At 72.1% G+C, this 23,790-nt stretch carries 24 protein-coding genes; 15 read left to right on the plus strand and 9 right to left on the minus strand.

Features of this window, described 5'->3' with window-relative positions; genetic code table 11:
• Nucleotides 1-101 precede the first annotated feature (101 nt).
• From SM418_RS26285 to SM418_RS26295, 3 genes are read left to right on the plus strand one after another with little or no spacing between them, the layout of a single operon-like run.
• Nucleotides 102-512, plus strand: a complete 411-nt coding sequence (locus SM418_RS26285) for a DJ-1/PfpI family protein (protein WP_371943989.1) — start codon at nt 102-104, stop codon at nt 510-512.
• 59 nt (nt 513-571) lie between these two features.
• A complete protein-coding gene (locus SM418_RS26290) occupies nt 572-1,690 on the plus strand; it encodes a hypothetical protein (protein ID WP_371943978.1) in 1,119 nt (372 codons plus the stop codon).
• 19 nt (nt 1,691-1,709) lie between these two features.
• Nucleotides 1,710-3,302, plus strand: coding sequence for a CocE/NonD family hydrolase (locus SM418_RS26295; protein WP_371943977.1), 1,593 nt, complete (start codon nt 1,710-1,712; stop codon nt 3,300-3,302).
• Here SM418_RS26295 and def read toward each other — a convergent pair.
• Complete coding sequence (gene def, locus SM418_RS26300) at nt 3,299-3,832, minus strand: peptide deformylase (RefSeq protein ID WP_371943976.1); 534 nt, start codon at nt 3,830-3,832, stop codon at nt 3,299-3,301. The two genes, SM418_RS26295 and def, sit on opposite strands and share 4 nt — an antisense overlap.
• A gap of 690 nt (nt 3,833-4,522) precedes the next feature.
• On the opposite strand from def, the gene SM418_RS26305 reads away from it, so the two are divergent.
• Together SM418_RS26305 and SM418_RS26310 are read left to right on the plus strand one after the other, a co-directional pair.
• On the plus strand, nt 4,523-4,771 hold the full coding sequence (locus SM418_RS26305; RefSeq protein ID WP_371943975.1) for a hypothetical protein: 249 nt from the start codon (nt 4,523-4,525) through the stop codon (nt 4,769-4,771).
• 9 nt (nt 4,772-4,780) lie between these two features.
• On the plus strand, nt 4,781-5,581 hold the full coding sequence (locus SM418_RS26310; protein WP_371943974.1) for a hypothetical protein: 801 nt from the start codon (nt 4,781-4,783) through the stop codon (nt 5,579-5,581).
• A gap of 62 nt (nt 5,582-5,643) precedes the next feature.
• Here the strand turns inward: SM418_RS26310 and SM418_RS26315 are convergent, their stop codons facing one another.
• Nucleotides 5,644-5,841, minus strand: coding sequence for a hypothetical protein (locus tag SM418_RS26315; RefSeq protein WP_371943973.1), 198 nt, complete (start codon nt 5,839-5,841; stop codon nt 5,644-5,646).
• 86 nt (nt 5,842-5,927) lie between these two features.
• Between SM418_RS26315 and SM418_RS26320 the strand changes: the two genes are divergently transcribed.
• The 3 genes from SM418_RS26320 (at nt 5,928) to gdhA (ending at nt 8,345) form a co-directional block, all read left to right on the plus strand.
• Entirely contained in the window at nt 5,928-6,281 is a 354-nt protein-coding gene (locus SM418_RS26320; RefSeq protein ID WP_371943972.1) for a hypothetical protein, read from the plus strand.
• A gap of 91 nt (nt 6,282-6,372) precedes the next feature.
• A complete protein-coding gene (locus SM418_RS26325) occupies nt 6,373-6,729 on the plus strand; it encodes a DUF488 domain-containing protein (RefSeq protein WP_371943971.1) in 357 nt (118 codons plus the stop codon).
• Nucleotides 6,730-6,968: 239 nt separating this feature from the next.
• Entirely contained in the window at nt 6,969-8,345 is a 1,377-nt protein-coding gene (gdhA, locus tag SM418_RS26330) for an NADP-specific glutamate dehydrogenase (protein WP_371943970.1), read from the plus strand.
• A 182-nt stretch (nt 8,346-8,527) separates the two neighbouring features.
• On the opposite strand, the gene SM418_RS26335 is transcribed toward gdhA, so the two are convergent.
• Complete coding sequence (locus SM418_RS26335; protein WP_371943969.1) at nt 8,528-9,535, minus strand: helix-turn-helix domain-containing protein; 1,008 nt, start codon at nt 9,533-9,535, stop codon at nt 8,528-8,530.
• Nucleotides 9,536-9,634: 99 nt separating this feature from the next.
• On the opposite strand from SM418_RS26335, the gene SM418_RS26340 reads away from it, so the two are divergent.
• From SM418_RS26340 to SM418_RS26360, 5 genes are all read left to right on the plus strand, one after another.
• The gene (locus SM418_RS26340; protein ID WP_371943968.1) at nt 9,635-10,666 is read left to right on the plus strand and encodes a saccharopine dehydrogenase family protein; all 1,032 of its coding nucleotides are present in this window, start codon (nt 9,635-9,637) and stop codon (nt 10,664-10,666) included.
• 132 nt (nt 10,667-10,798) lie between these two features.
• Complete coding sequence (locus tag SM418_RS26345) at nt 10,799-11,764, plus strand: epimerase (protein ID WP_371943967.1); 966 nt, start codon at nt 10,799-10,801, stop codon at nt 11,762-11,764.
• A gap of 141 nt (nt 11,765-11,905) precedes the next feature.
• Entirely contained in the window at nt 11,906-14,413 is a 2,508-nt protein-coding gene (locus tag SM418_RS26350) for an ATP-dependent Clp protease ATP-binding subunit (protein ID WP_371943966.1), read from the plus strand.
• A 37-nt stretch (nt 14,414-14,450) separates the two neighbouring features.
• Complete coding sequence (locus SM418_RS26355) at nt 14,451-15,011, plus strand: CGNR zinc finger domain-containing protein (protein WP_371943965.1); 561 nt, start codon at nt 14,451-14,453, stop codon at nt 15,009-15,011.
• Nucleotides 15,008-15,481 (plus strand): phosphatase domain-containing protein, encoded by a 474-nt coding sequence (locus tag SM418_RS26360; RefSeq protein ID WP_371943964.1) that lies wholly within the window; start codon nt 15,008-15,010, stop codon nt 15,479-15,481. The genes SM418_RS26355 and SM418_RS26360 overlap by 4 nt, the downstream gene beginning before the upstream one ends.
• A gap of 12 nt (nt 15,482-15,493) precedes the next feature.
• Here SM418_RS26360 and SM418_RS26365 read toward each other — a convergent pair whose 3' ends face one another.
• Complete coding sequence (locus tag SM418_RS26365; RefSeq protein WP_371943963.1) at nt 15,494-17,098, minus strand: GMC family oxidoreductase; 1,605 nt, start codon at nt 17,096-17,098, stop codon at nt 15,494-15,496.
• A gap of 236 nt (nt 17,099-17,334) precedes the next feature.
• Here SM418_RS26365 and SM418_RS26370 point away from each other — a divergent pair, with 236 nt between their 5' ends.
• Both SM418_RS26370 and SM418_RS26375 read left to right on the plus strand, forming a co-directional pair.
• Nucleotides 17,335-18,465 (plus strand): serine hydrolase domain-containing protein, encoded by a 1,131-nt coding sequence (locus tag SM418_RS26370; protein WP_371943962.1) that lies wholly within the window; start codon nt 17,335-17,337, stop codon nt 18,463-18,465.
• A complete protein-coding gene (locus tag SM418_RS26375; protein ID WP_371943961.1) occupies nt 18,462-19,985 on the plus strand; it encodes an alpha/beta hydrolase in 1,524 nt (507 codons plus the stop codon). Before SM418_RS26370 ends, SM418_RS26375 begins: the two co-directional genes overlap by 4 nt.
• Nucleotides 19,986-20,035: 50 nt before the next feature.
• Here SM418_RS26375 and paaE read toward each other — a convergent pair whose 3' ends face one another.
• The 5 genes from paaE to paaA are packed head-to-tail and all read right to left on the minus strand — an operon-like array spanning nt 20,036 to nt 23,775.
• Nucleotides 20,036-21,100, minus strand: coding sequence for a 1,2-phenylacetyl-CoA epoxidase subunit PaaE (gene paaE / locus SM418_RS26380; RefSeq protein WP_371943960.1), 1,065 nt, complete (start codon nt 21,098-21,100; stop codon nt 20,036-20,038).
• Nucleotides 21,101-21,589 (minus strand): 1,2-phenylacetyl-CoA epoxidase subunit PaaD, encoded by a 489-nt coding sequence (paaD, locus tag SM418_RS26385; RefSeq protein WP_371943988.1) that lies wholly within the window; start codon nt 21,587-21,589, stop codon nt 21,101-21,103. It lies immediately after the preceding gene.
• Between the two features lie 35 nt (nt 21,590-21,624).
• The gene (paaC, locus tag SM418_RS26390) at nt 21,625-22,497 is read right to left on the minus strand and encodes a 1,2-phenylacetyl-CoA epoxidase subunit PaaC (RefSeq protein ID WP_371943959.1); all 873 of its coding nucleotides are present in this window, start codon (nt 22,495-22,497) and stop codon (nt 21,625-21,627) included.
• Nucleotides 22,498-22,504: 7 nt separating this feature from the next.
• A complete protein-coding gene (gene paaB / locus SM418_RS26395) occupies nt 22,505-22,789 on the minus strand; it encodes a 1,2-phenylacetyl-CoA epoxidase subunit PaaB (protein ID WP_371943958.1) in 285 nt (94 codons plus the stop codon).
• Nucleotides 22,789-23,775 carry a 1,2-phenylacetyl-CoA epoxidase subunit PaaA gene (paaA, locus tag SM418_RS26400; protein WP_443098400.1) on the minus strand — a complete coding sequence of 329 codons (987 nt, stop codon included), beginning with the start codon at nt 23,773-23,775 and terminating at the stop codon, nt 22,789-22,791. The genes paaB and paaA overlap by 1 nt, the downstream gene beginning before the upstream one ends.
• Between the last annotated feature and the right edge of the window lie 15 nt (nt 23,776-23,790).

Genomic DNA, 23,790 nt, shown 5'->3' on the forward strand with positions numbered 1-23,790 from the left:
ATTCCGTATCGGTCACATCACCGCGTGTCACACACTGGTGATACCGCCCGCTCCCGCCCCGGCGGGGGGGAATCACACGATCGTGACCAGCGGCAACTGATCTGAACTACGAACAGGGCCTAGTCCCCGGTGGACGAGGCGCAAGAGAGACCCAGCCGCACAACCCGTCCGTCACGGGATGGATAGCGAAGGTCGCCGAACAGGCCGACTGGGTGACGAGCGTCTGCACCGGCTCGTTCCTGCTGCACGCCGCAGGCCCGGCCAAGGGGCGAAGGGTCGCGACCCACTGGGCATCGGAGGAAACCCTAGAAGCCTTCGGTGATGTGACCGTCGTGCGCGATGCGCGCTACGTCGTGGACAGCAACCTCGTTACCGCCCAGGGCGTCTCCGCAGGCATCGACATGGCGCTCTGGCTGGTCGGACGCATCCATGGCCGCGACCACGCGCGGGTGGTCCGCCGGTACATCCAGTACGAGCCCGCACCCCCGTACATGGCCGACGAATCCGGCTGATCGGTACGAACTTTCCTTCATACCAGTGATGATCTTCGCTAATCGGCATAATCACCCGAATGGTGATGTCGCTTCCGGTGCGGTTCCGCAGCGATGGCGCGCGGGTGGCGGTGGAGACCGATCCGCTGCACGCCCCGCTGCGCGACTTTCTCATCAACGACCTGGGCGAGGACGTCTCCGCGATCGCGCGCGCCCAGGGGCGGGTGAACGGCGGCGGTTCGTCCGCGCCCTGGCAGGAGGTCTACCGCTACCACCGCCTCGACTTCGACGGCACGCTCGTCCATGTGCGGGACGTCGGCGGATGGGCGTCCTGCGACATCGACCCGGACGTGCTGCGGCAGTGCCTGGACGAGTACCTCCAGGAGATCGGCGCCCTGCGAAGCCGCCGGAGCCTTGAGCGCGTCCTGGGCGAGCCACGCAATGGCGAGCCGATGGCGAGTTCCCTTGCCCTCGGGTCCGCCTCCCACCGGACGCAGGGCTGGGGCCTGATCCAGTCACCGCGCGCCATGCTGGAGGACATGGCCGGGCTCACCCCGCACCCCGACGGATGCCTCCCGCACGGCGTCCTTGGGACCGGCTCAGGCGCCTGTTGGGCCGACCTTGCCGTCCTTGACGAGGCAGGCACGCGCCTACGCGGGGGCACCAAAACCTTCATGCCACGGGGGCTGGACCCAGAGCGTCTTCTGGCCGAACTGGGCAACACCCTGACTCAGGCTCGGTTCGTCGGCGGCCTGCCAGGAGCGTGGTCGGGCGTCGTCGCCGGTGTCCCTGTGCACGGCTACGTCGACCCGGACGCCGTCCTGCGACTGCCCTGCCAGCCCATCGAGATCGAGGGCGTCGTCCGCCACGTCCGGGTGTTCTTCCCGGAGTTGGCCGATTCCGGGGTCGATCTGGAGGCCGCCGCAGCCGGCGCGAGCACGTTCACCGAGGCCGTGAACGGGCCGCTCCACGTCCTCACGGCATTCCTGCTGCACGACGTGCAGAGCCATCGCCACCACCTGGAGGTCGTCCGTGCGGCGCGTCCAGGCTGGGAGCACACGGGGAACGCCTGCCACGTGCGCATCGATGTCCAGACCGTCCGGCTGGAGCATCTGTGGCTGCCCGGGCACGCCTGCGAGATGCCGACGGGTGAGTTCGCCGGCGTCCTCTACGAGTACGAACGTCTCCTAGCCTCGTAACGGGACTGAGGGGGCGCACATGGCCATCGTGGGACGACTCGTGGATCGCCTCTTCGGCCTGCCCGAGGTGCCCTCTCCGGGCATCCACGTCAGGCGCGACCTACGGGTGCCCATGCCGGACGGAGTCGCGCTCATCGCCGACCTGTACCGTCCGCGCGGGACGGGACCCATGCCCGTCGTGCTGATGCGCACCCCCTACGGCAAGCGGCAACCCGTGATGCGGCTGTTCGCCGGGGTCCTCGTCAGGCGCGGTTTCCAGGTCGTCATCCAGAACGTGCGCGGCGTCCTCGGTTCAGGCGGGGAGTTCCACGCCTTCCACAACGAGAAGGACGACGGACTGGCGACGCTCAAGTGGCTCCGTGCCCAACCGTGGTGTGACGGCAAGGTCGCGATGGTGGGCGCGAGCTACCTCGGCTTCACCGAATGGGCGATCGCGCCCTACGCGGATCCTCCCCTGGAGGCCATGGGGCTCGGCATCACCGCATCCGAGTTCGTGAGTTCGTTCTATCCGGGTGGTGCGCTCGCCCTGCACAACACGCTCGTCTGGTCGTCGTTGATGGGCACGCAGGACGACGGGAAGCGGCCCCTCCACAACAGACGTGTCAGACAGGCCATGCGCCATCTCCCGGTAGGGGAAGCGGACACGGCTGCCATCGGACGCCCCGAATCCTTCCTTCGCGAGGTCACCGCCCACGCCGAACCCGACGGCTTCTGGGAGGCGACCGACCACAGCGCCGCCGTCCCCGGCACCACCACGCCGACCACGATGGTGACGGGCTGGTGGGACCTCTTCCTACGCGGCCAGCTACGCGACTTCGTCGCCCTCCATGAGGCCGGGCGCCAGGCACGCATCACCATCGGCCCATGGGGGCACGACACGAAAGCCCTCCGTGCGATAGTCTCCGATCAGGTGTCCTGGCTGAACGCCCACTTGAACGGCGACAAGGCCCAGCTTCGCCAGGCTCCCGTAAGACTCCATCTGCAGAAGGCCGACCGCTGGCTGGACTTCGACCAGTGGCCTCCGCCCGAGACCAGGCCCACACCGGTCTACCTAGGCCGAAGCCTCGTCTGGGACGGTCCTCCTGAGACAGACCCCGCCACGTTCACCTACGACCCCCTCGACCCCACACCGAGCGTGGGCGGCCCGCTCCTGTCACCCGGCAAAGGCAAGCAGCGAGACAACACACGGATCGAACGCCGCGATGACGTGGTCGTCCTCACCGGCGCGCCCCTGGACGACGACCTCGACGTGATCGGCCCGGTCTCGGCGACGATCCACGCCCGGACGAGCACCGGCCAGGGTGACCTGTTCATCCGCCTCTGCGACGTCGACCGTGACGGCGTCTCCCGCAACGTCACCGACGGCATCCTGCGCATCGGAACCGGAGGCGTGGTCAGGGCCGAGATCGAGATGCACCCGACCGCGTACCGATTCCTACGTGGCCACCGGCTGCGCGTCATGCTGGCGGGCGGGGCGTTCCCGAGGTTCGCCCGAAACCACGGCACCGGCGAGCCAGCCGCCCGGGCGGTCGCGTCCCGCCGCACCCGGTTCGAGATCCTCCGCGACAAGGACCACCCGTCCGCCGTCCACCTCCCCGTATGGGACGGCTAGCCGGCGGCTTTCTCCGCACGCAAGGCCTCGAACTCCTTGAGCACCTTCTTGCGTGCCCGGGTCGAGAGCCGGTCGATGTAGAGCTTGCCCTCAAGGTGGTCTGTCTCATGCTGGAGGCAGCGGGCGAGCAACCCCGTCCCCTCTACCGTGATCGCAGCCCCCTCGACGTCGAAGCCGTGCACGGTCGCATGGTCGGGACGTGCCAGGCGTGCATGAGGCCCTGGCACAGAGAGGCAACCCTCATCGTCGTCGTCCAGCCGCCGGTTCTCCAACGTCGGCAACTCCAGGACGGGGTTGGCCACGGCGCCCTTGCGTCGCTCCCCGTTCTCGTCGGGGCAGTCGTAGACGAAGACGCGCAGGTCCACGCCGATCTGGTTCGCGGCCAGGCCGACGCCTTCCGCCTCGTACATGCTGGCGAACATGTCGTCGGTCAGCTCCCGCAGCGCCGCGCCGAACTCCTCGACCGGCCTGCACGCCTGATGCAGGACCGGCGTCCCCACCAGCGTGATCGGCCGCACGCGTCCCGCCATCGTCTCGCCCCTCCGCCCCTTCGAGCCGTCCGGAATACGCATTACACCACGCTTTCTCAGCCCGGTGACCGCGGAGCGTGCTCCGTTCATCGCACAGCGTGGCCCGTTCGGCGATGCGCCGGATTGAAGCCTCGATCCGGGCGCGGCTCCCTCGCTACGTTCTTGACATCCGCCGCCGACCGGTGCGAGCCGCTTCGGGGGAAGCGGCCGGTCCTGTGAGCGCACCCGGGGTCGGCTGGGCGGAACGGGGGAAGAGGGGTCACTTCGGGGGGAGTGGCCCCTCCGTCCTTTTCTAGGCGGTTCCTCGGGGCGGGGGCCCCTGGGTCTCCTCCATCATCTGGTCCTCAGACGCGTTGTTGTCCCACTGCCAGTTTCCGGACGCGGAAGCGGCGTGTCGCGCGACCCCTCGGACGCGGCTTCCGGTGGCCGTCCCGGACGGGGGTGCCGGACGCTCGCGAGCGGAAAATAGATCTTCCCGCAGCGGACGTCCCGCCGCCGAACCGGAATTCTCCGTAAAGGAATTCCCTGGCCCGTCCAAACGGCAATGGGTCACCTCCCCAAGAGGGAAGATCGGCGACGCCGACCGGACGTTCCCGACGTAACGGCAATGGCCGGATAGCCCTCCCGCGCCGCAAAAACTTGACCTGGAGGACGTCGACTTCCCGGCCTGCCTGCGCAAAGGTCTTCCGCATGCATTCACGAATTCGAGCCGCCGTGTCGTCCGGGCCCACCGGCTGGCTGCTGGCCTTTCTCGGCGCCCGCGAGCAGGCGCTGCGCATTCACACCGGACTCGCCGCGGGCCCCGCGCAATGGCTCCTGGTCTTCCTGGAGGTCGAGCACGCCGAGCGCGCCGCGCGGCAGCGTCCCGCCACGCTGCCCGCCCGGCGCGACCGGCGCGAGGAGTCCCCCTTCGGCCGGCTGACCGCCCGTAGCGCGTAGGGGAAGGCCATGACCATCGAGTTGATCCTCGCCGCCCTGATCGGCGGCGCGATCGGCCTCGCCGAACTCGTCGCGCGCTACCGCGACAAGCCCTTCTCCGCCCTCCTGTCGCCCGGCGGCCTGCTGTTCGTCTTCATCAACGCCAGCGCGTCCATCGTCGCGCTGATCGCGGTCACCGCCGCCGACTGGACGTTCGGGCTGCCCGCCACCACGCCCCCGGCGAGCCTCGTGGTCGTCCGGGTGATCGCCGCCGGGCTCGGGTCCGCCGCCGTCCTGCGGATGTCGTTCGCCCCCGCCAACAGCAAAGTCGGCGGTACCGGCCCCGCCTTCCTCCTCAACGGAATCCTCCGGATCGCCGACGGCGAGCTGGAGCGCAAGCGTGCGCTCAGCAGGCTGTCGCACAACGACCTGGCGGGGCTGTCGTTCGAACGCGACCACGCGGCCCTCGCCGAGCTGTGCTGCCACCTCATGCGCGAGTTCGATCTGTCCGAGGCGCAGCGGCTCGGCGGCCTCGCGGCGGAGCTGAGCAGCCGCGACGACCTCACCGACGCCGACAAGCTGGACTGCTGGGGCCTGGAACTGACCAGGCTGGTCGGCGAGCGCGCCCTCCGGCAGGCCGCGCGGCGGCTGCGGGACCGTCCCCGGGAGGAGCCGAGCCCCGCCGTGCCGGAGGAGCGCGTCCCGGCGCCCGAGGACGACCACCCGCTGGAGACCGCGCCGCCGCCGCGCCCGCCCGTCGCCAAGACCTCGCGCCTCAGCCCGAGCACCGCGAACGGCAGGACGGAACGCAAATCGTTCAGCGACGTCTGACAGCCGGGGAGATACCGGTGCGTCCTCTTTCCGGCGCACCGGTATTTTCGCGGAAACCGCTGCTATTTCGACCGCGCGGGCAAGGGCGGGGCGTTATCGCTCTCGTCCCGCTCCTCCATCGTCGCCGCGATGCGGTGCAGCGCCTCGGCCAGCGATACCAGCGCCTGCACCTGGGCGGCCGCCATGAGATTCCGCGGAGAGGGATCGGCGGCCTGCGCCTCCGCGGCCGCGTCGCACGCCTGCTGGCTCCACCAATGCACGCGGCGAGCCTATTCGAGCGGCGAATGCCCCCACCCGCCGCCGCGCCGCGCCATTACCGACACCGGACAATGAAAGGGGCAGGAACGTGAACCCACGACCGCGCGCGGCCCCGGCCGCCGGGCCCGCGGACGGGCGGCTCCCGCGCTGGGCCGGGAAACCGGTGCGGCGGCTGACCGCCGGTGAACTCGCCGAGGCCCTCGAATACCTGGAATGGCACCGTCCCGACGACGAAGTCCTCGGCCGCGCTCTCGCCGGCGAGTTCGCCCGCCGCACCGCCGCCGCCGAGTTCGCCCGCCGAACGACCGCCGACCGAACGACCGCCGACCGCACCACCGCCGACCGCACCACCGCCGACCGGGCCGCCGCAGACCGTGCCAGGGCCGACCGGGCCGCCACAGACCGCCGCCCCGCCCCCGGGTCGGCGGGCCCGGACCGGTGAGTTCCGCCGCGCGACCTTCCCGAAGGTACGGCCCCCGGCGAAACCCGCACATCGAGCGTCGGGCGGGGTATAGGTGGGGCTGGGAGGAAGCATGGAGGTCAAGCTGCGCAGGGTGTACGAGCCCGCCTCGCCCGACGACGGCAAGCGGGTGCTGGTCGATCGCGTGTGGCCGCGCGGGCTGTCCAAGGACGAGGCCCGGCTGGACGAGTGGGAGAAGGACGTCGCCCCCTCCACCGAGCTCCGCAAGTGGTACGGCCACGACGTGGACAAGTTCGACGAGTTCACCGAACGCTACGACGCCGAACTGCGCGACCCCGACCGCGCCGCCGCCCTGGACCGGCTCCGTGAACTCGCCGCCGACGGCACGGTCACCCTCCTCACGGCGACCAAGGACATCGACCACAGTCAGGCCGCCGTCCTGGCGACCCACCTCGATCCCTCCACCTGACCGAGCGACGCGCCCGGCCACGGCGACGACCGTCGCGCCCCTAGAGCGAGTTCACGGGAACGTCGGTCGGCTCCTTCGACGCCTGACTTCCGGCCCGACACGCCGTGTCCCAGCCTGTGCGGCACTCGCCGTCCAGGGCCTATTTCCAGGCGTGCATGGGTTCCGACCTGCGATCACCCCGTCTCAGGCGGTGAAACAGACGTTTTAGAGTGGAGGGGTCTGAAGGAAGGAACCTCACCATGCCATTGGCCCCCCGTCTGCCGGCGCCACCCGAGACGCTGGCCGTCCTCGAAGAGTCCTACGACAGGGTTCTCAGGCGGGACCCCGGTGAGCCGGAGTTCCACCAGGCGGTCCACGAGGTGCTCGAATCCCTCGGCCCGGTGCTGGCGGCGCGTCCCGGGCTGGCCACCGCCAAGCTCGTCGAGCGGGTGATCGAGCCGGAGCGGCAGATCATGTTCCGGGTGCCGTGGCAGGACGACAAGGGCGAGATCCACGTCAACCGCGGCTTCCGCGTCGAGTTCAACGGGGCGCTCGGGCCGTACAAGGGCGGGCTCCGTTTTCATCCCACGGTGAACCTCGGCATCGTCAAGTTCCTCGGCTTCGAGCAGATCTTCAAGAACGCGCTGACGGGCCTCGGCATCGGCGGCGGCAAGGGCGGCAGCGACTTCGACCCGCACGGCCGCTCCGATGAGGAGGTCATGCGGTTCTGCCAGTCGTTCATGACCGAGCTGTACCGGCACGTCGGCGAGCACACCGACGTCCCGGCGGGCGACATCGGCGTCGGCGGCCGCGAGATCGGCTACCTGTTCGGCCAGTACCGCCGCGTCACGAACCGCTGGGAGGCGGGGATGCTGACCGGCAAGGGCGCGCTGTGGGGCGGCTCCGCCGGCCGGACGGAGGCGACCGGCTACGGCAACGTCATGTTCACCCACGAGATGCTCCGCCGCCGCGGCGAGGACCTGGACGGCCGGCAGATCGTCGTGTCCGGCTCCGGGAACGTCGCGATCTACACGGTGGAGAAGGCGCAGCAGCTCGGCGCCAACGTGATCACCGTGTCCGACTCCGGCGGCTACGTGGTGGACGAGAAGGGCATCGACCTCGACCTGCTCAAGCACGTCAAGGAGGTCGACCGCGGCCGCGTCTCCGACTACGCCGACATGCGCGGCGCGTCCGCCCGGTTCGTACCCGGCGGCCGGGTGTGGGACGTCCCGGCCGACATCGCGCTGCCGTCCGCGACGCAGAACGAGCTGGACGCGGAGGCCGCGCGGATCCTCGTCCGCAACGGCGTCAAGGCGGTGTCCGAGGGCGCCAACATGCCGACCACGCCGGAGGCCGTGCACATCTTCCAGGACGCGGGCGTCGCGTTCGGGCCCGGCAAGGCCGCCAACGCGGGCGGCGTCGCCGTCAGCGCGCTGGAGATGCGGCAGAACGCGAGCCGCGCCGCCTGGTCCTTCTCCCGCGTGGAGGAGGAACTGTCGGCGATCATGACGAACATCCACGACACCTGCTACGAGACGGCCGAACGGTACGGCGCTCCAGGCGACTATGTCGTCGGCGCCAACATCGCCGGCTTCGAGCGAGTCGCCGAGGCAATGCTCGCCCAGGGCCTCATCTAGCACGGCAACCGGGTTCGCTCTCCGGCCGGGGCATGCGTGGCGAGCCACATCGTGACTTGGGTCCAGGACTCGGTGATCGGCCGTGTTGTGATGACGCCGGGCGCGCTGTCAGACCACGACGACGATTCGCTCCACTTCAGGCGATGTGGATGTGCAGGTGAGGATGCCCTGAACGGCGGCGGTCATCCGGCTGGGTGAGCCGCGGGGCCTTCCCCAGGATGTGCCGGCGCTTGAGCGTCGCGGAGCCCTGTTCCTCCCGAGCGGAAGGTGCGGCGGTAGGTGTCCGGGGGGACGCCGACCGTGCGGTTGAAGTGGCGGCGCAGTGTTGTGGCGGTGCCCATGCCGGTGGCCGCCGCGATGGTGTCGATGCCGGCGTCGGTCTTCTCCAGCAGTTCCTGGGCGTGGCGGATCCGTTGGGTGAGGAGCCATTGCAGCGGGGTGGCGCCGGTCACCGCTCTGAAGTGGCGGCCCAGGTGGCGTGAGCTCATCCCGGCCTGGCGGGCCAGGTCCTCCACGGTCAGCGGCTGGTCGAGCCGTTCGATGATCCAGGGGAGGAGGGCGGCGAGCGGGTGGTTGCCCGGGGCGGGGACCGGGGTGGCGACGAACTGGGCCTGGCCGCCGTCTCGATGCGGTGGCACGACCAGGCGGCGGGCGGCCGTGTTGGCGACCGACGAGCCGTGGTCGAGGCGGACGAGGTGCAGGCAGAGGTCCATGGCGGCGGCCTTGCCCGCGGAGGTGAGGACGCTGCCGTTGTCCACGTACAGGACGTCCGGGTCCACTGTCACCTGGGGGTAGCCGGCGGCCAGGGCCTCGGTGTGCGCCCAGTGGGTGGTCGCGCGTTCGCCGTCCAGCAGACCGGCCGCGGCCAGCACGAACGCGCCCGTGCAGAGGGAGGCCACGCGTGCGCCGGCGTCGTGGGCCGCGCGTACGGCGTCGACCAGGTCGGCGGGCGGATGGACGTCGACGTCCGCCCAGCCCGGGACGATCACGGTGTCGGCGTGCCGCAGTCCGTCGAGGTCGTGGTCGGGGTCCAGCCGGAATCGGCCGACGGCCACCGGGGCCGGTCCGCAGAGGGTGACGTCGTACCAGGGGACTGTCACGCCTGCCGGGGCGGCGGCGAAGACCTCGTACGCCAGCGACAGTTCGAAGTGCAGCATGCCGTCGGTGACGGCCAGCGCGACGCTACGCATGTCCGGAATTGTATGGGTCATGGCGTTCCAGACACTCGCGGGCAGGGGTCCGCCCCGCCAGGATTTGCGCAGTAGATCTTCGAGTGCTGGGGAGAGCCGATGGGGTCGGGGCAGATGGTGGCGGTGTTCGGCGCGTACGGGCACACCGGGCGGTTCGTGGTGGCGGAACTGCGGGAGCGCGGGTTCGTTCCGGTCCTGTCCGGCCGCGACGCAGGCAAGCTGCGGGAGTCGGCGGCCGCCCATCCCGGACTTGAGACCCGGCCGGCGTCGGTCGACGATCCGGTCTCGCTCGACCGCGCGCTGGACGGGACGGCGGCCGTGATCAACTGCGCCGGACCCTTCGCCGCGACGGCCGCCCCCGTGATCGAGGCGGCCCTGCGCGCCGGGCTCCCGTACGTGGACGTGGCGGCGGAGATCGAGGCCAACGTCGACACGTTCGCTCACTTCGCCGATCGCGCCCGCGCCGCGGGGACGGTGGTCGTCCCCGCGATGGCCTTCTACGGCGGCCTCGGCGACCTGCTGACCACCGCCGCGATGGGCGACTGGACGTCGGCCGACGAGGCGCACATCGCGTACGGGCTCAGCCATTGGCACCCCACCGCCGGGACCCGCGCGTCGGGCAGGGTCTCCGGGGAGCGGCGGGACGGCCGGCGCGTCCGTTACGCGAACGGGCGGTTGGAGTACCGCGCTGACGATCCGCCGACCCTGGAGTGGCCGTTCCCTGACCCGATGGGCGCCCGGGCTGTCATCGGGGAGTTCTCGATGGCCGACGTCGTCACCATCCCCAGCCACCTGCCCATCCCCGAGGTGCGCACCTACATGACGGTCGAGGCCGCCGGGGACATAGCGGACCCGGGCACGTCCGCGCCGGCCCCGGTCGATGAGCGTGGACGGTCGGCGCAGACCTTCCTTGTCGACGTCGTCGTGCGCAAGGGCGGCGCCGAACGGCGCGCCGTGGCACGCGGCCAGGACATCTACGCCGTCACCGCGCCGCTCGTCGTGGAAGCGGTCGACCGCATCCTCACCGGGCGGACCGGGACTGACGGCGTCGCGTCCGCAGGCGAGATCTTCGACGCCCCCGACTTCCTCCGTGCGCTGTCCGGCCACATTTCCGTCGACCTGAGCCAGTAGTCGGTGGGCCCGCCGCTCTCGGCGCCGCATCGGGGGGGAGGTCTTTGAACACGTTCAGTTTTCGGTTAGGGTTGGTGGCACGCGGCGGAGGGCGGGGCGATGAAGGTCGTGATTCCCGGGGGGACCGGGCAGGTGGGGACGCTTCTGAAGCGCGACCTGGCTGCGGCGGGGCACGACGTCGTGGTCTTGACGCGCAGGCCGGTGCGCGAGGGCGAGGTCTCGTGGGACGGGCGGACGCTCGGCTCCTGGGCCGAGGAGATCGACGGCAGTGACGTCGTGATCAACCTGGCCGGACGCAGCGTCAGCTGCCGGTACACGCCGGAGAACCTGCAGTCCATGATGGATTCGCGCGTGGAGTCCACCCGGGTCGTGGGCGAGGCGATCGCGGGAGCGGCGCGGCCGCCGCGGGTCTGGCTGCAGATGAGTACGGCCACGGTCTACGCCCATCGTTTCGACGCGGCCAACGACGAGGCGAGCGGGGTGATCGGCGGAGGCGAGGCCGGGGTGCCGGGTTACTGGGGCTACAGCGTCAAGATCGCCAAGGAGTGGGAGCGGGCGCAGGAGCGCGCCGGGACGCCGCGCACCCGCAAGGTCGCGTTGCGCGCGGCCATGGTGATGAGCCCGGATCGCGGTGGGGTGTTCGACGTCCTGCTCTGGATGGCGCGGCTCGGGCTCGGCGGGCCGGTCGCCGGGGGCGCGCAGTATGTGTCCTGGATCCACTACCGCGACTTCGTCCGTGCGGTCGAGTTCCTGATCGCGAGGGACGACGTCGAAGGGCCGGTCAACGTCGCCGCCCCGGAGCCGCTGCCGCAGCGGGAGTTCGTGCGCGCGTTGCGGGGCGCGTGGGGCGTTCCGGTCGGCCTGCCCGCGACCGCGTGGATGGCGGAGTTCGGCGCGCTCGCGATCCGTTCGGACACCGAGCTCCTGTTGAAGAGCCGCCGCGTGGTGCCCGGCCGGTTGCTCGACGCGGGTTTCGCCTTCGACTACGTCCGGTGGCAGGAGGCCGCCGACGACCTCGTTCGCCGTGTGCGGCGCGGGGGCGAGCGCCGGAACGTCCGGCAGATCCTTCTCCAGCAGCTGGGCCTTCCCGTGAGGTGATTTCGAGATCCATCCTTACCCTGTGATGTGCGGTGATCGACGCAGCGTGCACGGTGCGCGACAGTTGTTTCTGGGGGCGTGCCACGGGCACGTGTTCGACCGTTGCCATGACGTTGTTCTTCCGAACGGGGGGTTCCGGAGATGAGCGCGGGATGGTACGGGTCCGAGGGGATGGATCCGTTCGAGGAGTTGCTCGCCCGCTTCTTCGGCTCGCGGGCGCACCGGCGTCCGCAGGAGCGGATCAGCATCGCGCGGCTGATGAGCGAGCCCGCGCGCGAGCTGGTGCGGGACGCGGCGGCGCAGGCGGCGCAGTGGGGCAGCGTCGACCTCGACACCGATCACCTGCTGTGGGCGGCGACGCGGCAGCAGGGGACGCGGCACTGGATCGCGCGGGCCGGCGCCGACCCGGACAAGATCAAGGACGAGATCGAGAGCCACGGCCGGCGGGGCGAGCCGCGGGACGTCCCTCCGGAGCTGACGCCGTCGGCCAAACGCGCCCTGCTGGACTCCCACCAGGTTTCGCGCGCGCTCGGCTCGTCCTACATCGGGCCTGAGCACGTGCTGTTCGCGCTGGCGCTCGACCGCGGGTCCAGCGCGGGACGGATCCTCGACCACGAGCACGTGACGCCGGACTCGCTGCAGCAGGCGGCGAGCGGCGGCGGGCCGGGGCAGCCGCCGCCGGGCGGGGGCGGCGGCGGGCAGCCGTCCACCACCCCGACGCTGGACGAGTTCGGCCGCGACCTGACCGCGCTGGCGCGGGAGGGGCGGGTCGACCCGGTGATCGGGCGGCAGCAGGAGATCGAGGAGACCGTCGAGGTGCTGTCGCGGCGCACCAAGAACAACCCGGTGCTGATCGGCGACCCGGGGGTGGGCAAGACCGCGATCGCCGAGGGGCTCGCGCAGCGGATCGTCGACGACGACGTGCCGGAGACGCTGCGCGAGAAGCGGCTCGTCCAGCTGGACCTGGGCGGCGTCGTCGCGGGCACCCGGTACCGGGGCGACTTCGAGGAGCGGCTGAAGAAGCTCATGGACGAGATCCGCGAGCACGCGGACGAGCTGGTCGTGTTCATCGACGAGATCCACACGATCGTGGGCGTGGGCAGCGCCGAGGGCGCGATGTCGGCGGGCAACATGCTGAAGCCCGCGCTCGCGCGCGGCGAGCTGCACGTCGTGGGCGCGACGACGATCGACGAGTACCGCCGCAACATCGAGAAGGATGCGGCGCTGGAGCGCCGGTTCCAGCCGATCCTGGTGCCCGAGCCGAGCGTCGACGACAGCATCGAGATCCTGCGGGGACTGCGCGACCGGTACGAGGCGCACCACCAGGTGCGCTACGCCGACGAGGCGCTCGTCGCGGCCGTGGAGCTGTCCAGCCGCTACCTCACCGACCGGTTCCTGCCGGACAAGGCGATCGACCTGATCGACCAGGCGGGCGCCCGGGTCCGGCTGCGCTCGGGGACGCGGGACGGCAGCCGCCGGGAGCTGGAGCAGCGCCTGGACCGGCGGCGCCGGGAGAAGGACCAGGCCGTCGCGGACGAGGACTACGAGAAGGCGTCCGAGCTGCGGGACGAGATCGGCCGGCTGGAGGCCGACCTCGCGGCGGCGCTGGACGACAACGTCCAGCCGACCGTCCCCGAGGTGGCCGTGGAGGACGTCGCCGAGGTCGTCTCCCGCATCTCGGGCGTGCCCGTCACGCAGCTCACGCAGGCCGAACGCGAGCGGCTGACCCGGCTGGAGGAGCACCTGCACCAGCGCGTCGTCGGGCAGGAGGACGCGGTGGCGGCGGTGGCGCGGGCCGTCCGGCGGTCCCGCGCGGGCATGGGCGACCCCGACCGGCCGATCGGCGGGTTCCTGTTCCTCGGGCCGACCGGCGTCGGCAAGACCGAGCTGGCGAAGGCCCTGGCGGAGGCGCTGTTCGGCAGCCGGGACCGGATGATCCGGTTCGACATGAGCGAGTTCCAGGAGCGGCACACCGTCAGCCGGCTGATGGGCGCCCCGCCGGGATACGTCGGGTACGAGGAGGCGGGGCAGCTCACCGACGCCGTCCGCCGCCGGCCGTACTCGGTGATCCTGCTGGACGAGATCGAGAAGGCGCACCAGGACGTGTTCAACGTCCTGCTGCAGATCCTGGACGACGGCCGGCTCACCGACGCGCAGGGCCGCACGGTCGACTTCCGCAACACCGTGGTGATCATGACGAGCAATCTCGGCTCGGAGCTGATCACCGGCACCACCGAGATCGGCTTCGCCACGCCCACCGGCGGCGGCGACGCGCTCAGCGACCGGATCATGCGGCGGCTGCGCGAGTCGTTCCGGCCCGAGTTCCTCAACCGGATCGACGAGATCATCGTGTTCCGGCGGCTGGAGGCGGGCCAGCTCCGCCAGATCACCGACCTGCTGCTGGACGAGACGCGCCGCCGGCTCCGCGCGCAGGACGTCGACGTCGACTTCACCCCCGAGGCCGTCGACTGGCTCGCCGAGCGCGGCTACCAGCCGGAGTTCGGCGCCCGGCCGCTGCGCCGGACGATCCAGCGGGAGGTGGACGACCAGCTCTCGGACCTGCTGCTGGCCGGCGATCTGGAGCACGGCAAGCACGTGGAGGTCTCGGCGGTCGACGGCGGCCTCCAGTTCGACGTCGACACCGCGTAATGGCTACAGTCCTCCTATAACCATTACAGGAGGACGGGTGCTCATTCCGATCGCCGATTACGCGGCGGGCATCGGGGTCGCGAACGACCTGGTCGGCACGTCGGCGTCCGTGCGCGGGACGGAGGCGCTCGCCGGCCCCGCCGACCTGGCCGCCCTTCTCGCGGCCCTGCCCCACGACTTCCGGGCGCTCAACGAGGAGCACGTCCAGCTGGTACGCCTCCTTCGCGGCGAGGTGCGGGCCGTCATGGAGACCGCGACCGAGGACGAGGCGGTGGAGCGGGCGGCACTGCTGGCCGGGCACGCCGGGCTCTCGCCCGTGCTGCGCCGCGACCCGTCCGGCCGCTGGCAGTGGTACGTCCCGACGGCCCGGAACGCGTCCCTCGCCGGCGAGATCGCCGCCGTCATCGGCGTCGCGCTGCTCGGCCTCGTCCGGGCGCTCGGCCACGGCCGCTTCCGCGCGTGCGCCGCCCCCGGCTGCCGCGGCGTGTTCGCCGACGCCAGCCGCGCCGGACGCCGCCGGTACTGCACGCCCGAGCTGTGCGGCAACCGGCTGAACGTCGCCAACCACCGCGCCCGGCGCCGGGCGGCGGCCCCGTGACCGCCCCGCTCGCCGGCGCGATCCGGCTGCCGGACGGCACCTGGATCCGGGGCCGCGGCCTCCGCCGTCCGCTGCCGGACGGGCCGGTGCCCGGCTTCGGCCTCTACCTGGGCTCGGCGAAGCTCCGGCGGCGCCACGAGGCGGACCTGCGCTGGGACGCCGAGTGGCTCGACTGGCCCGACTTCCTGCTGCCCCGCGACCGGGACGAGGCCGTCCGCCGGATCCGCGCCCTGCACGAGCGGGCCAGGTCCGGCGAGGCGGCGGAGGTCGCCTGCGGTGGAGGCGTCGGACGCACCGGCACCGTCATCGCCTGCCTCGCCGTCCTGTCCGGCCTGGACCCGTCCGGCGCGGTCGCCTGGGCGCGCGAGCACCACCACCCGCGCGCCGTGGAGACGCCCTGGCAGCGCCGCTGGGTGACGCGCTTCCCGGGCGGCGCCGAGCCGCCGGCCGGTGGCCCGGCCGACGGCTAGCGTTCCGGCCGGTCAGTCGCCGAGGATCAGCGTCGCGGCGTGCTCGCCGATCATCATGCTGGGCGCGTTGGTGTTGCCGCCGATGATGCTCGGCATGATCGAGGCGTCCGCGACGCGGAGCCCCTCGATGCCGCGGACCCGCAGCGCCGGGTCGACGACGGCCCGCTCGTCCGCGCCCATCCGGCAGCTGCCGACCGGGTGGTAGACGGTCGTCGCGCGGTTCGGCAGCTCCCTCGCCAGCGCCGCCCGGTCCGGGTAGGACGGGCCGGGGGACAGCTCCTCCTTGACGTCCCCGGCGATGACCTTGCTGCCCATCACCTCGCGGACGAGTTCGATGCCGTCCAGCAGCAGCCGGGCGTCGTCCGGCTCGGTCAGGTAGCCGGGGTCGATCACGGGGGCGGCGGCCGGGTCGGCGGACGCCAGCCGGACCGTGCCGCGGCTCTTCGGGTAGATCAGCGTCGGCATGATCGTCAGCGCGGGCCGCTTGTCCACCTTGTGGCGCACCGGGGCGTCCTGGTTCGGGAACGGGTACGACCACGGCAGCGCGTGGATCTGCAGGTCGGGGATGTCTCCCGCCTGCCCGGTGCGGACGAACCCGACCGCCTCGAACACGGTGCGGGCCACCCACGTCCCGCCCTTCGTCCACTCCTTGGCGACGCCCTTGGCGAAGTAGGGGGCGGTGCCCTTGTTCCGCGCGGTGTCCATGACGAACGTCATCGGCACGAACATGTGGTCGTGCAGGTTGTCCCCGACGGGCAGGTCGGCGTGCACCTCGATGCCGTGCTCCCGCAGGTGCGCGGCGGGGCCGACCCCGGACAGCATCAGCAGGTGCGGCGACCCGAACGCGCCCGCCGCCAGGATGACCTCCCTGGACGCCCGGATCGTCCCGGGCCCCTTCTTGGTGACGACCTCGACGCCCGTGGCGCGTCCCTTGTCGATCAGCACGCGGCCGACCGTCGCGCCCGTCACGACCGTCAGGTTCGGGAGGCCGTGGTCGTCCAGGTAGCCGACGGACGAGCTGTAGCGCAGCCCCTGGTCGACGCTCTGCTGGAAGACGCCGGCGCCCTCCTGCTCCTCGCCGTTGTAGTCGTCGTTCCGCTTCACCCCGGCCGTCTGGATCAGCGCCTCGATGAACGCCTCCGAGGCGGGCGTGAGGTCGCGCTGCCGGGTCACCCGGATCGGGCCGCCGGCGCCGCGCAGCTCGGTGGCGCCGTCCTCCCAGCTCTCCATCCGCTTGTAGCTGGCGAGCACGTCGTCGTAGGCCCAGCCGGTGCAGCCGTCCGCCGCCCAGTCGTCGTAGTTCTTGCGGTGCCCCCGCACGAACAGCATCCCGTTGATCGACCCGGAGCCGCCGAGGACCTTGCCCCGCACCTGCGGGATCTTTCGGTCGAGCGCGTTCCCCTGCGGGGCGCTGTAGAAGCCCCAGTCGAGCTTCTTCTTCAGCTGCGGGACGTTGTGGAAGACGGCGATCAGACCCGGCTTGCGGACCAGTGCCGTCCGGTCCGGCCCGCCCGCCTCCAGCAGGACGACGCTCGCCCCGGAGTCGGCCAGCCGCCGCGCCAGCGCGCACCCCGCGCTCCCGGCCCCCACCACGACGTAGTCAGCGCTCTGGTCCATGTCTTCCTCTCAGCGGTCGCCGCGCACACGCGGGCGACCCCAGTGCAGGGCCCGCGCCTGGCCCGGTCGACGCCGCCGCGAGGCGACTGAATGGGTGCGCCGATCGTAAGAGGACCGCCATGCCCGGCCAAGTCCCTGTCCCGATCACCGGAACGCGACCCTCGGGCTGGCCCCACCTTCGCTATGGGTGATCGCCCCAATGTGCCGGAGTCGGCCTCCGCTTAGCGTCGGAGAACATGACCAGGCACCCAATCATCCTGCTGCTCCTGGCGGCGGCCACGGTCGCCGTCACCGCCGTGGCCCCGGCGCGCGCGGCCGGGCCGTCCTGCGGCGACCACGGCGGGACCCGCGCCGCGATCGAACGCATGGCGCGCGTCCACCACCTGACCGGCGCGGCCGTCCGGATCGACGACCCCCGCTGCGGCGCATGGACGGCCGCGAGCGGTGTCGCCGACCGGACGACGGGCCGGCCGATGCGCGCGGACCAGCGCGTCCGCGTCGCCAGCCTCACCAAGTCGTTCACGGCGGCGGCCCTGCTCTCGCTCGCCGCCGAGCACCGGGTCTCGCTCGACGCCCCCGTCGAGCGCTACCTGCCCGGTCTGCTCGACCGGAACGGCCACGACGGGCGCGAGATCACCGTGCGGAGCCTCCTGCGGCACACGAGCGGCCTGCCCGACCACATGGACACCTTCCGGAGCACCGAGGAGTTCCGCTTCCGCCACTTCGAGCCCGAGGAGCTGGTGGCCCGCGCGCTGGCGCTGCCGCGCCCCGCTCCCGGCTGGCACTACTCGACCACCAACTACGTCATCGCCGGGCTGATCGTGGAGAAGGCCGGCGGCCGCACCCTGGAGGCCGAGGTCCAGCGGCGGATCAGCGAGCCGCTCCGCCTCCGCGACACCTACTGGCCGGGCGACGAGACATGGATCCGCGGCCCGCACCCGCGCGGCTACGTCCGTGCCGAGGACGGCTCGTACACCGACCACACCGCGTTCAACGTGTCCGTCGCGTGGGCGGGCGGCGCGCTGATCTCCAGCCCCCGCGACGTGAACGCGTTCTACGGGGCACTGCTCGGCGGGCGGCTGCTTCCCCCGGCGCTGCTCGCGGAGATGAGGCGGACCGTCCCCGCCGACCCGGACCGCGTGTGGGACGGCGCGTCCTACGGCCTCGGCCTCATCCGGACCCCGCTGCGCTGCGGCGGCGCGTGGTGGGGCCACGCGGGCGACATCGACGGCTTCACCTCGCTCGCCGCCGTGGGTCCGTCCGGCCGCCGCGTCACGGTGGTCTTCAACGAGAACCCGGCCACGAAAGCGGCATGGGACGACGAACTGAACATCCCCCAGACCGCGCTGTGCGAGGACGAGCGATGAACACGATCCGCTGGGCGGCGGCGATCACCGGCCTGCTCGCCGCTGCGACCCTGACGACCGCGCTTCCCTCCGCCGCGGACGAGAACCCCCTCGGCCGCTTCCACCAGCAGCGGCTCACCTGGAAGCCCTGCACGCTCGGGCCGGACGACGAGATCGGCGCGGAACTCGACAGGGCGGGAGCGCGCTGCGCCGACGTGACCGTCCCGCTCGACTACGCCCGTCCGGACGGCCGCACCATGACCGTCGCGATCTCCCGGCTCGCCGCGTCCGACACCCGGCACCGGATCGGAACGATGATCATCAATGGCGGCGGTCCCGGCCCCGCCCTCGACATGCCGCCCTACATGCGCGACGTCATGGGCGCGGCGGGCCCGCGCTACGACCTCGTCGGCATGGACCCGCGCTCGCTCGGCCGCAGCGGTGCGGTGGACTGCGGCTGGCCCACCGCCACCTGGATCAAGGGCGCGGGCGGGACGCGCCGGTCGTTCGAGCGTTCCGCCGCCTTCGCGAAGGATCTCGCGCGGCGATGCGCCCGGACGAACGGTGACGTGCTCCCGTACATCAGCACCCGCAACATCGCCCGTGACATGGACGTCGTCCGTGGTGCACTCGGCGAGCGGAAGGTGTCCTACAACGGCGCGTCCTACGGCACCTACCTCGGCCAGGTCTACGCGGCGATGTTCCCGGACCGCCTGGACCGCGTCGTCCTCGACAGCTCGCAGGACACGCTCTCCTGGGGGCCGCGCGTCATCGCGGGCATGGTGCCGGCGAACGAGCGGGTCCTCGGCGACTGGGCGGCGTGGGCGGCCGAGCGGGACGCGACGTACGGGCTCGGGGAGACCCGCGGCGAGGTCCTCGCCACCGTGCGGCGGATCTACGCGGCGTCGGTCCGCGCGCCGCTCGCCGTGGGCCGGTACCGCCTGGACGACACGATGGTGCCCGTGGTGCTGTTCGACAACCTCGGCAACGACGAGGACGGGGCACGGGCGAGCCTCGCCGCGTCCGTCCGGGTGCTGGCGGAGGCCGCGGCGGGACGGCCCGCCGAGCCCACCCCCGACCTCGACGAGGAACTCGGCTACCTGCTGACGGGCGCGCGTTCGCAGGACGGCAGCGGGCAGAGCGCCATCATCTGCGGGGACGTGGCCGCGCCGCGCGATCCGGAGGTCTACTGGCGCGACGTCCAGCGGCACCGCGCGAAGAGTCCCGTCTTCGGGCCGCTGGGGCAGGGCATCGGCCCGTGCGCGTTCTGGCCCGCGCGGCCCGCCGAGCCGCCGACCGTGGGCGGCGGGCCGCTAGCGGCGCTGATCGTGGCCGCGACCGGCGACACCCGCACCACCTACGAGAGCAACGAGACGGTGCACCGGATGCTGCCCGGCAGCAGGATGATCACGCTGCGGGCGAACGTCCACGCGCCGTACCAGCGGGGATACCCGAACGCGTGCGTGCGCGACCGCGTCAACGACTACCTGGCGACCGGGCGCCTGCCCGGCGGCGACCTCGTCTGCCCGCCGGAAGGCTGACCCCGTGGCTTCTCAGGCGCGGGCTTCTCAGGCGTGCCGCCTCAGGCAGGTCAGGTGTCGTAGTCGACGGTGAGGCGCGGGGTGACCGGGACCGACTGGCAGGTCAGGACGTAACCGGCGTCGAGTTCGGCGGGGTCGAGGGCGAAGTTCCGGCGCATGTCGACCTCGCCTTCGACGACCCTCGCCCGGCACGTGCCGCACACCCCGCCCTTGCAGGCGAACGGCAGGTCGGGGCGGACGCGCTGCGCGGCGTCCAGGACGGTCGTGTCCTGGGGCTGGGTGAGGGTCGTGGAGCGTCCGTCCAGGACGATCGTGACCTCGCAGGCCGGGCCGGTGGGCGCCGGCTTCCCGCGGTTCGGCTCGGGCGGCGCCTCGTCCACGTAGAACAGCTCCTGGTGGACGCGGTCGCCCGGCACCCCGAAGCCACGCAGGACGTCGCGGGCGTCGGCGACCATGCCGAGCGGGCCGCACAGCCACCAGTGGCCGACGTCGGCGACGGGCACGAGAAGGGGCAGCAGCGTGCGCATCCGTCCGGCGTCCAGGCGGCCGCTGAACAGTTCCGCTTCGCGGGGTTCCTGGGAGAGGACGTGGACGAGTTCGAAGCGGCCCGGGTGGGCGTCCTTCAGGTCGGCGAGCTCGTCGGCGAACATGACGGTGCCGCTGGTCCGGTTGCCGTACAGGACGGTGACGCGGCTGGACGGGTCGTGCAGCGCGGACGCCGCGATCGACAGGACGGGGGTGATCCCCGAACCGGCGGCGATCAGCACGTGGTGCGCGGAACCGGTACTGAGGACGAACGTGCCGGAAGGCGGGAGGACGTCGATGACGTCGCCCGGCCGTACCTCGCGCACCAGCCAGGCGGAGAACAGGCCGTCCGGGATCTCGCGGACGCCGATGCGCGGCGCGGCGCCCGCGGGCGCGCAGATCGAGTAGGAGCGCCGTTCCTCCCCGCGGCGGAGCGTGAGGAACTGGCCGGGGCGGAACGCGTACTCGTCCGCGAGGCCGGGCGGCACGTCGAAGGTGACCGCGACCGCGTCGTCGCACAGCCGCTCGACGTGGGCGACGCGCAGCGCGTGGAAGCCGGCGCGGCGGGGTGCGACCTCGGTGAGCGTCACTCAGATCTCCTTGAAGTGCTCGAACGGCTCGCTGCAGGCGGCGCAGCGGCGCAGCGACTTGCAGGCCGTCGCGCTGAACCGGGACACCTCGACCGTGTCGGCGGACCCGCAGTGCGGGCAGTGGACGCGCCGGGTCGGGCCGAGCGTGAGCGGGATCGGCCCCGGCGCGCGGCGCGGGGCCGTGCCCGGCGGCGCGATCCCGGCCTCGCGGAGCTTGCGGCGGCCCGACTCGCTGATCCAGTCGGTCGTCCAGGGCGGGTCGAGGACGGTCCGGACCCGGACGTCGGCGTATCCGGCGCCGGCGAGGCGGCTCCGCAGGTCGGCGCGCATCGCGTCCAGCGCGGGGCAGCCGGTGTAGGTCGGGGTGATCGTCACCTCGACGCGGCCGGTCGACTCCGTGACCTCGCGCAGGACGCCGAGTTCGGCGAGCGTGAGCATCGGCAGTTCCGGGTCGGTGACCGTCTCGGCGACCTCTCGGGCGCTCGCCATGTCGCCTCTGGCGCTCGCCACCTCGCCCCTGGCGCTCACCACGTCGCCCCCGGATGCTCGCGGGCCAGGCCCTGCATCTCGGCGAGCAGGCAGGCGAGCGCGGCGGAGTGCGCGCCGTCCCGTCCGGCCAGGTGGGGCGGCACGGGCGCGGGCCGCCGGAGGGTCGCCCGCGCCAGCACCTCGTCGATGACCGCGTCGCATTCCTCGCGGGCGTCGGCCGGGTCGACGCCAGCACCGGCATCGGCCAGCCGGCGCTCGACCTCGTGCGTGGCGAACAGCTCGCCGGTCAGCGGCCAGAGGTCGTCCAGCGCGGTCTGCGCGCGGTCGTGGGAGAGGCCGGTGCCGTCGCCGAGCCTGATCGTCCACATCGCGGCGTGGTCGCGGTGGTAGGCGACCTCCTTGACGCTCTTCGCGGCGATCGCGGCGAGGACGGGGTCGCCGGACGCGGTGAGCCGGTCCAGCAGCGCCAGCCGCCAGGTGGCGAACAGCAGCAGCCGGACGGTCGAGTACGCGAAGTCGCCGTTGTCCGCCTCGGCCAGGCCGACGTTGCGGAAGTCGGACGCGTCCCGGAAGTAGGCGAGGTCGTCCTCGCCCCGGCCCTTGTCCTCGGCGACGCCGGCGCGGGCGAGCAGCAGCCGCGCCTGGCCGAGCAGGTCGAGGGCGATGTTGGCGAGCGCGACCTCCTCCTCCAGTTCGGGCGCGTGCGTGCACCACTCCTGGAGGCGGTGCGACATGACGAGCGCGTCGTCGCCGAGCATCAGGCAGTACGCGGCGAGGGCGGCACGGTCGAGGCCCTCGGGGACGGCCGGGTCGATCCCGGCGAGCGGGTCGTCGAACCCGGTCCCGAACGCCCAGCGGGTGTCGCCGTCGTCCTGGGTGAGCGCGTCGAACGCGTTGTCGAACGACATCGGGACCTCACATGTGGGGGACGTTCTCGGGGATGTCGTAGAACGTCGGGTGCCGGTAGACCTTGTCGCCGCTCGGGGCGAAGAACGGGTCCTTCTCGTCCGGGCTGGACGCGGTGATGTCCTCCGACTTCACCACCCAGATGCTGACGCCCTCGTTCCGCCGCGTGTACAGGTCGCGGGCGTTGTGCAGGGCCATCGCGTCGTCGGCGGCGCGCAGCGAGCCGACGTGCACGTGGTTCAGTCCGCGCTTGCCCCGGACGAACACCTCGTACAGCGGCCATTCCTTGTCCATCACGCCACCTCCCCCTCTCCCGTGGCCCGCTGTTCGGCGGCCCGCTGTTTCGCGGCGTGCGCGGCGGCGGCCTCCCGCACCCAGGCGCCGTCCTCGTGGGCCTTCCGGCGCACCTCGACGCGCTCGGCGTTGCACGGGCCGTCGCCGCTGATCACCCGCTTCAGCTCGGACCAGTCGATCTCGCCGAAGTCGTGGTGGCCGCGCTCCTCGTTCCAGCGCAGGTCCGGGTCGGGGAGCGTGACGCCGAGCACCTCGGCCTGCGGGACGGTCATGTCCACGAACCGCTGCCGCAGCTCGTCGTTCGTGTGCCGCTTGATCTTCCAGGCCATGGACTGCGCGGTGTGCGTCGAGTCGGCGTCCGGCGGGCCGAACATCATCAGCGACGGCCACCACCAGCGGTTCACGGCGTCCTGCACCATCTCCCGCTGGGCCCGCGTGCCGCGCATGAGCGTCAGCAGCAGCTCGTAGCCCTGCCGCTGGTGGAAGGACTCCTCCTTGCAGATGCGGATCATCGCCCGCGCGTACGGGCCGTAGGAGCTGCGGCACAGCGGCACCTGGTTGCAGATCGCGGCGCCGTCCACCAGCCAGCCGATCACCCCGACGTCCGCGAACGTCAGCGTCGGATAGTTGAAGATCGACGAGTACTTCTGCCGCCCGGAGATCAGCTTGCCGGTCAGCTCGGACCGGTCGGCGCCGAGCGTCTCCGCCGCCGAGTACAGGTAGAGGCCGTGGCCCGCCTCGTCCTGCACCTTGGCGAGCAGGATCGCCTTGCGGCGCAGCGACGGGGCGCGGGTGATCCAGACGCCCTCCGGCTGCATCCCGATGATCTCGGAGTGCGCGTGCTGGGCGATCTGCCGGACCATCGTCGCCCGGTACTTCTCCGGCATCCAGTCGCGCGGCTCGATCCGCTGGTCGCGCTCGATCGTCCGCTCGAAGTGCTCCTGCGCCTCGACGTGCTCCTGTGCCTCGACGTGCTCCTGGGTCACACCGCCTCCTCGGGG

This window comes from Actinomadura chokoriensis, from assembly GCF_041463665.1.
Classification (GTDB): Bacteria; Actinomycetota; Actinomycetes; order Streptosporangiales; family Streptosporangiaceae; genus Spirillospora; species Spirillospora chokoriensis_A.

Bases quoted from the DNA above. Each gene is read 5' to 3' on its own strand.
- SM418_RS26290 (WP_371943978.1), top strand. From the start codon at position 572: ATGGTGATGTCGCTTCCGGTGCGGTTCCGCAGCGATGGCGCGCGGGTG.
- SM418_RS26295 (WP_371943977.1), top strand. From the start codon at position 1,710: ATGGCCATCGTGGGACGACTCGTGGATCGCCTCTTCGGCCTGCCCGAG.
- def (WP_371943976.1), bottom strand. From the start codon at position 3,832: ATGGCGGGACGCGTGCGGCCGATCACGCTGGTGGGGACGCCGGTCCTG.
- SM418_RS26305 (WP_371943975.1), top strand. From the start codon at position 4,523: ATGCATTCACGAATTCGAGCCGCCGTGTCGTCCGGGCCCACCGGCTGG.
- SM418_RS26310 (WP_371943974.1), top strand. From the start codon at position 4,781: ATGACCATCGAGTTGATCCTCGCCGCCCTGATCGGCGGCGCGATCGGC.
- SM418_RS26325 (WP_371943971.1), top strand. From the start codon at position 6,373: ATGGAGGTCAAGCTGCGCAGGGTGTACGAGCCCGCCTCGCCCGACGAC.
- gdhA (WP_371943970.1), top strand. From the start codon at position 6,969: ATGCCATTGGCCCCCCGTCTGCCGGCGCCACCCGAGACGCTGGCCGTC.
- SM418_RS26335 (WP_371943969.1), bottom strand. From the start codon at position 9,535: ATGCGTAGCGTCGCGCTGGCCGTCACCGACGGCATGCTGCACTTCGAA.
- SM418_RS26340 (WP_371943968.1), top strand. From the start codon at position 9,635: ATGGGGTCGGGGCAGATGGTGGCGGTGTTCGGCGCGTACGGGCACACC.
- SM418_RS26350 (WP_371943966.1), top strand. From the start codon at position 11,906: ATGAGCGCGGGATGGTACGGGTCCGAGGGGATGGATCCGTTCGAGGAG.
- SM418_RS26365 (WP_371943963.1), bottom strand. From the start codon at position 17,098: ATGGACCAGAGCGCTGACTACGTCGTGGTGGGGGCCGGGAGCGCGGGG.
- SM418_RS26370 (WP_371943962.1), top strand. From the start codon at position 17,335: ATGACCAGGCACCCAATCATCCTGCTGCTCCTGGCGGCGGCCACGGTC.
- SM418_RS26375 (WP_371943961.1), top strand. From the start codon at position 18,462: ATGAACACGATCCGCTGGGCGGCGGCGATCACCGGCCTGCTCGCCGCT.
- paaD (WP_371943988.1), bottom strand. From the start codon at position 21,589: ATGGCGAGCGCCCGAGAGGTCGCCGAGACGGTCACCGACCCGGAACTG.
- paaC (WP_371943959.1), bottom strand. From the start codon at position 22,497: ATGTCGTTCGACAACGCGTTCGACGCGCTCACCCAGGACGACGGCGAC.
- paaB (WP_371943958.1), bottom strand. From the start codon at position 22,789: ATGGACAAGGAATGGCCGCTGTACGAGGTGTTCGTCCGGGGCAAGCGC.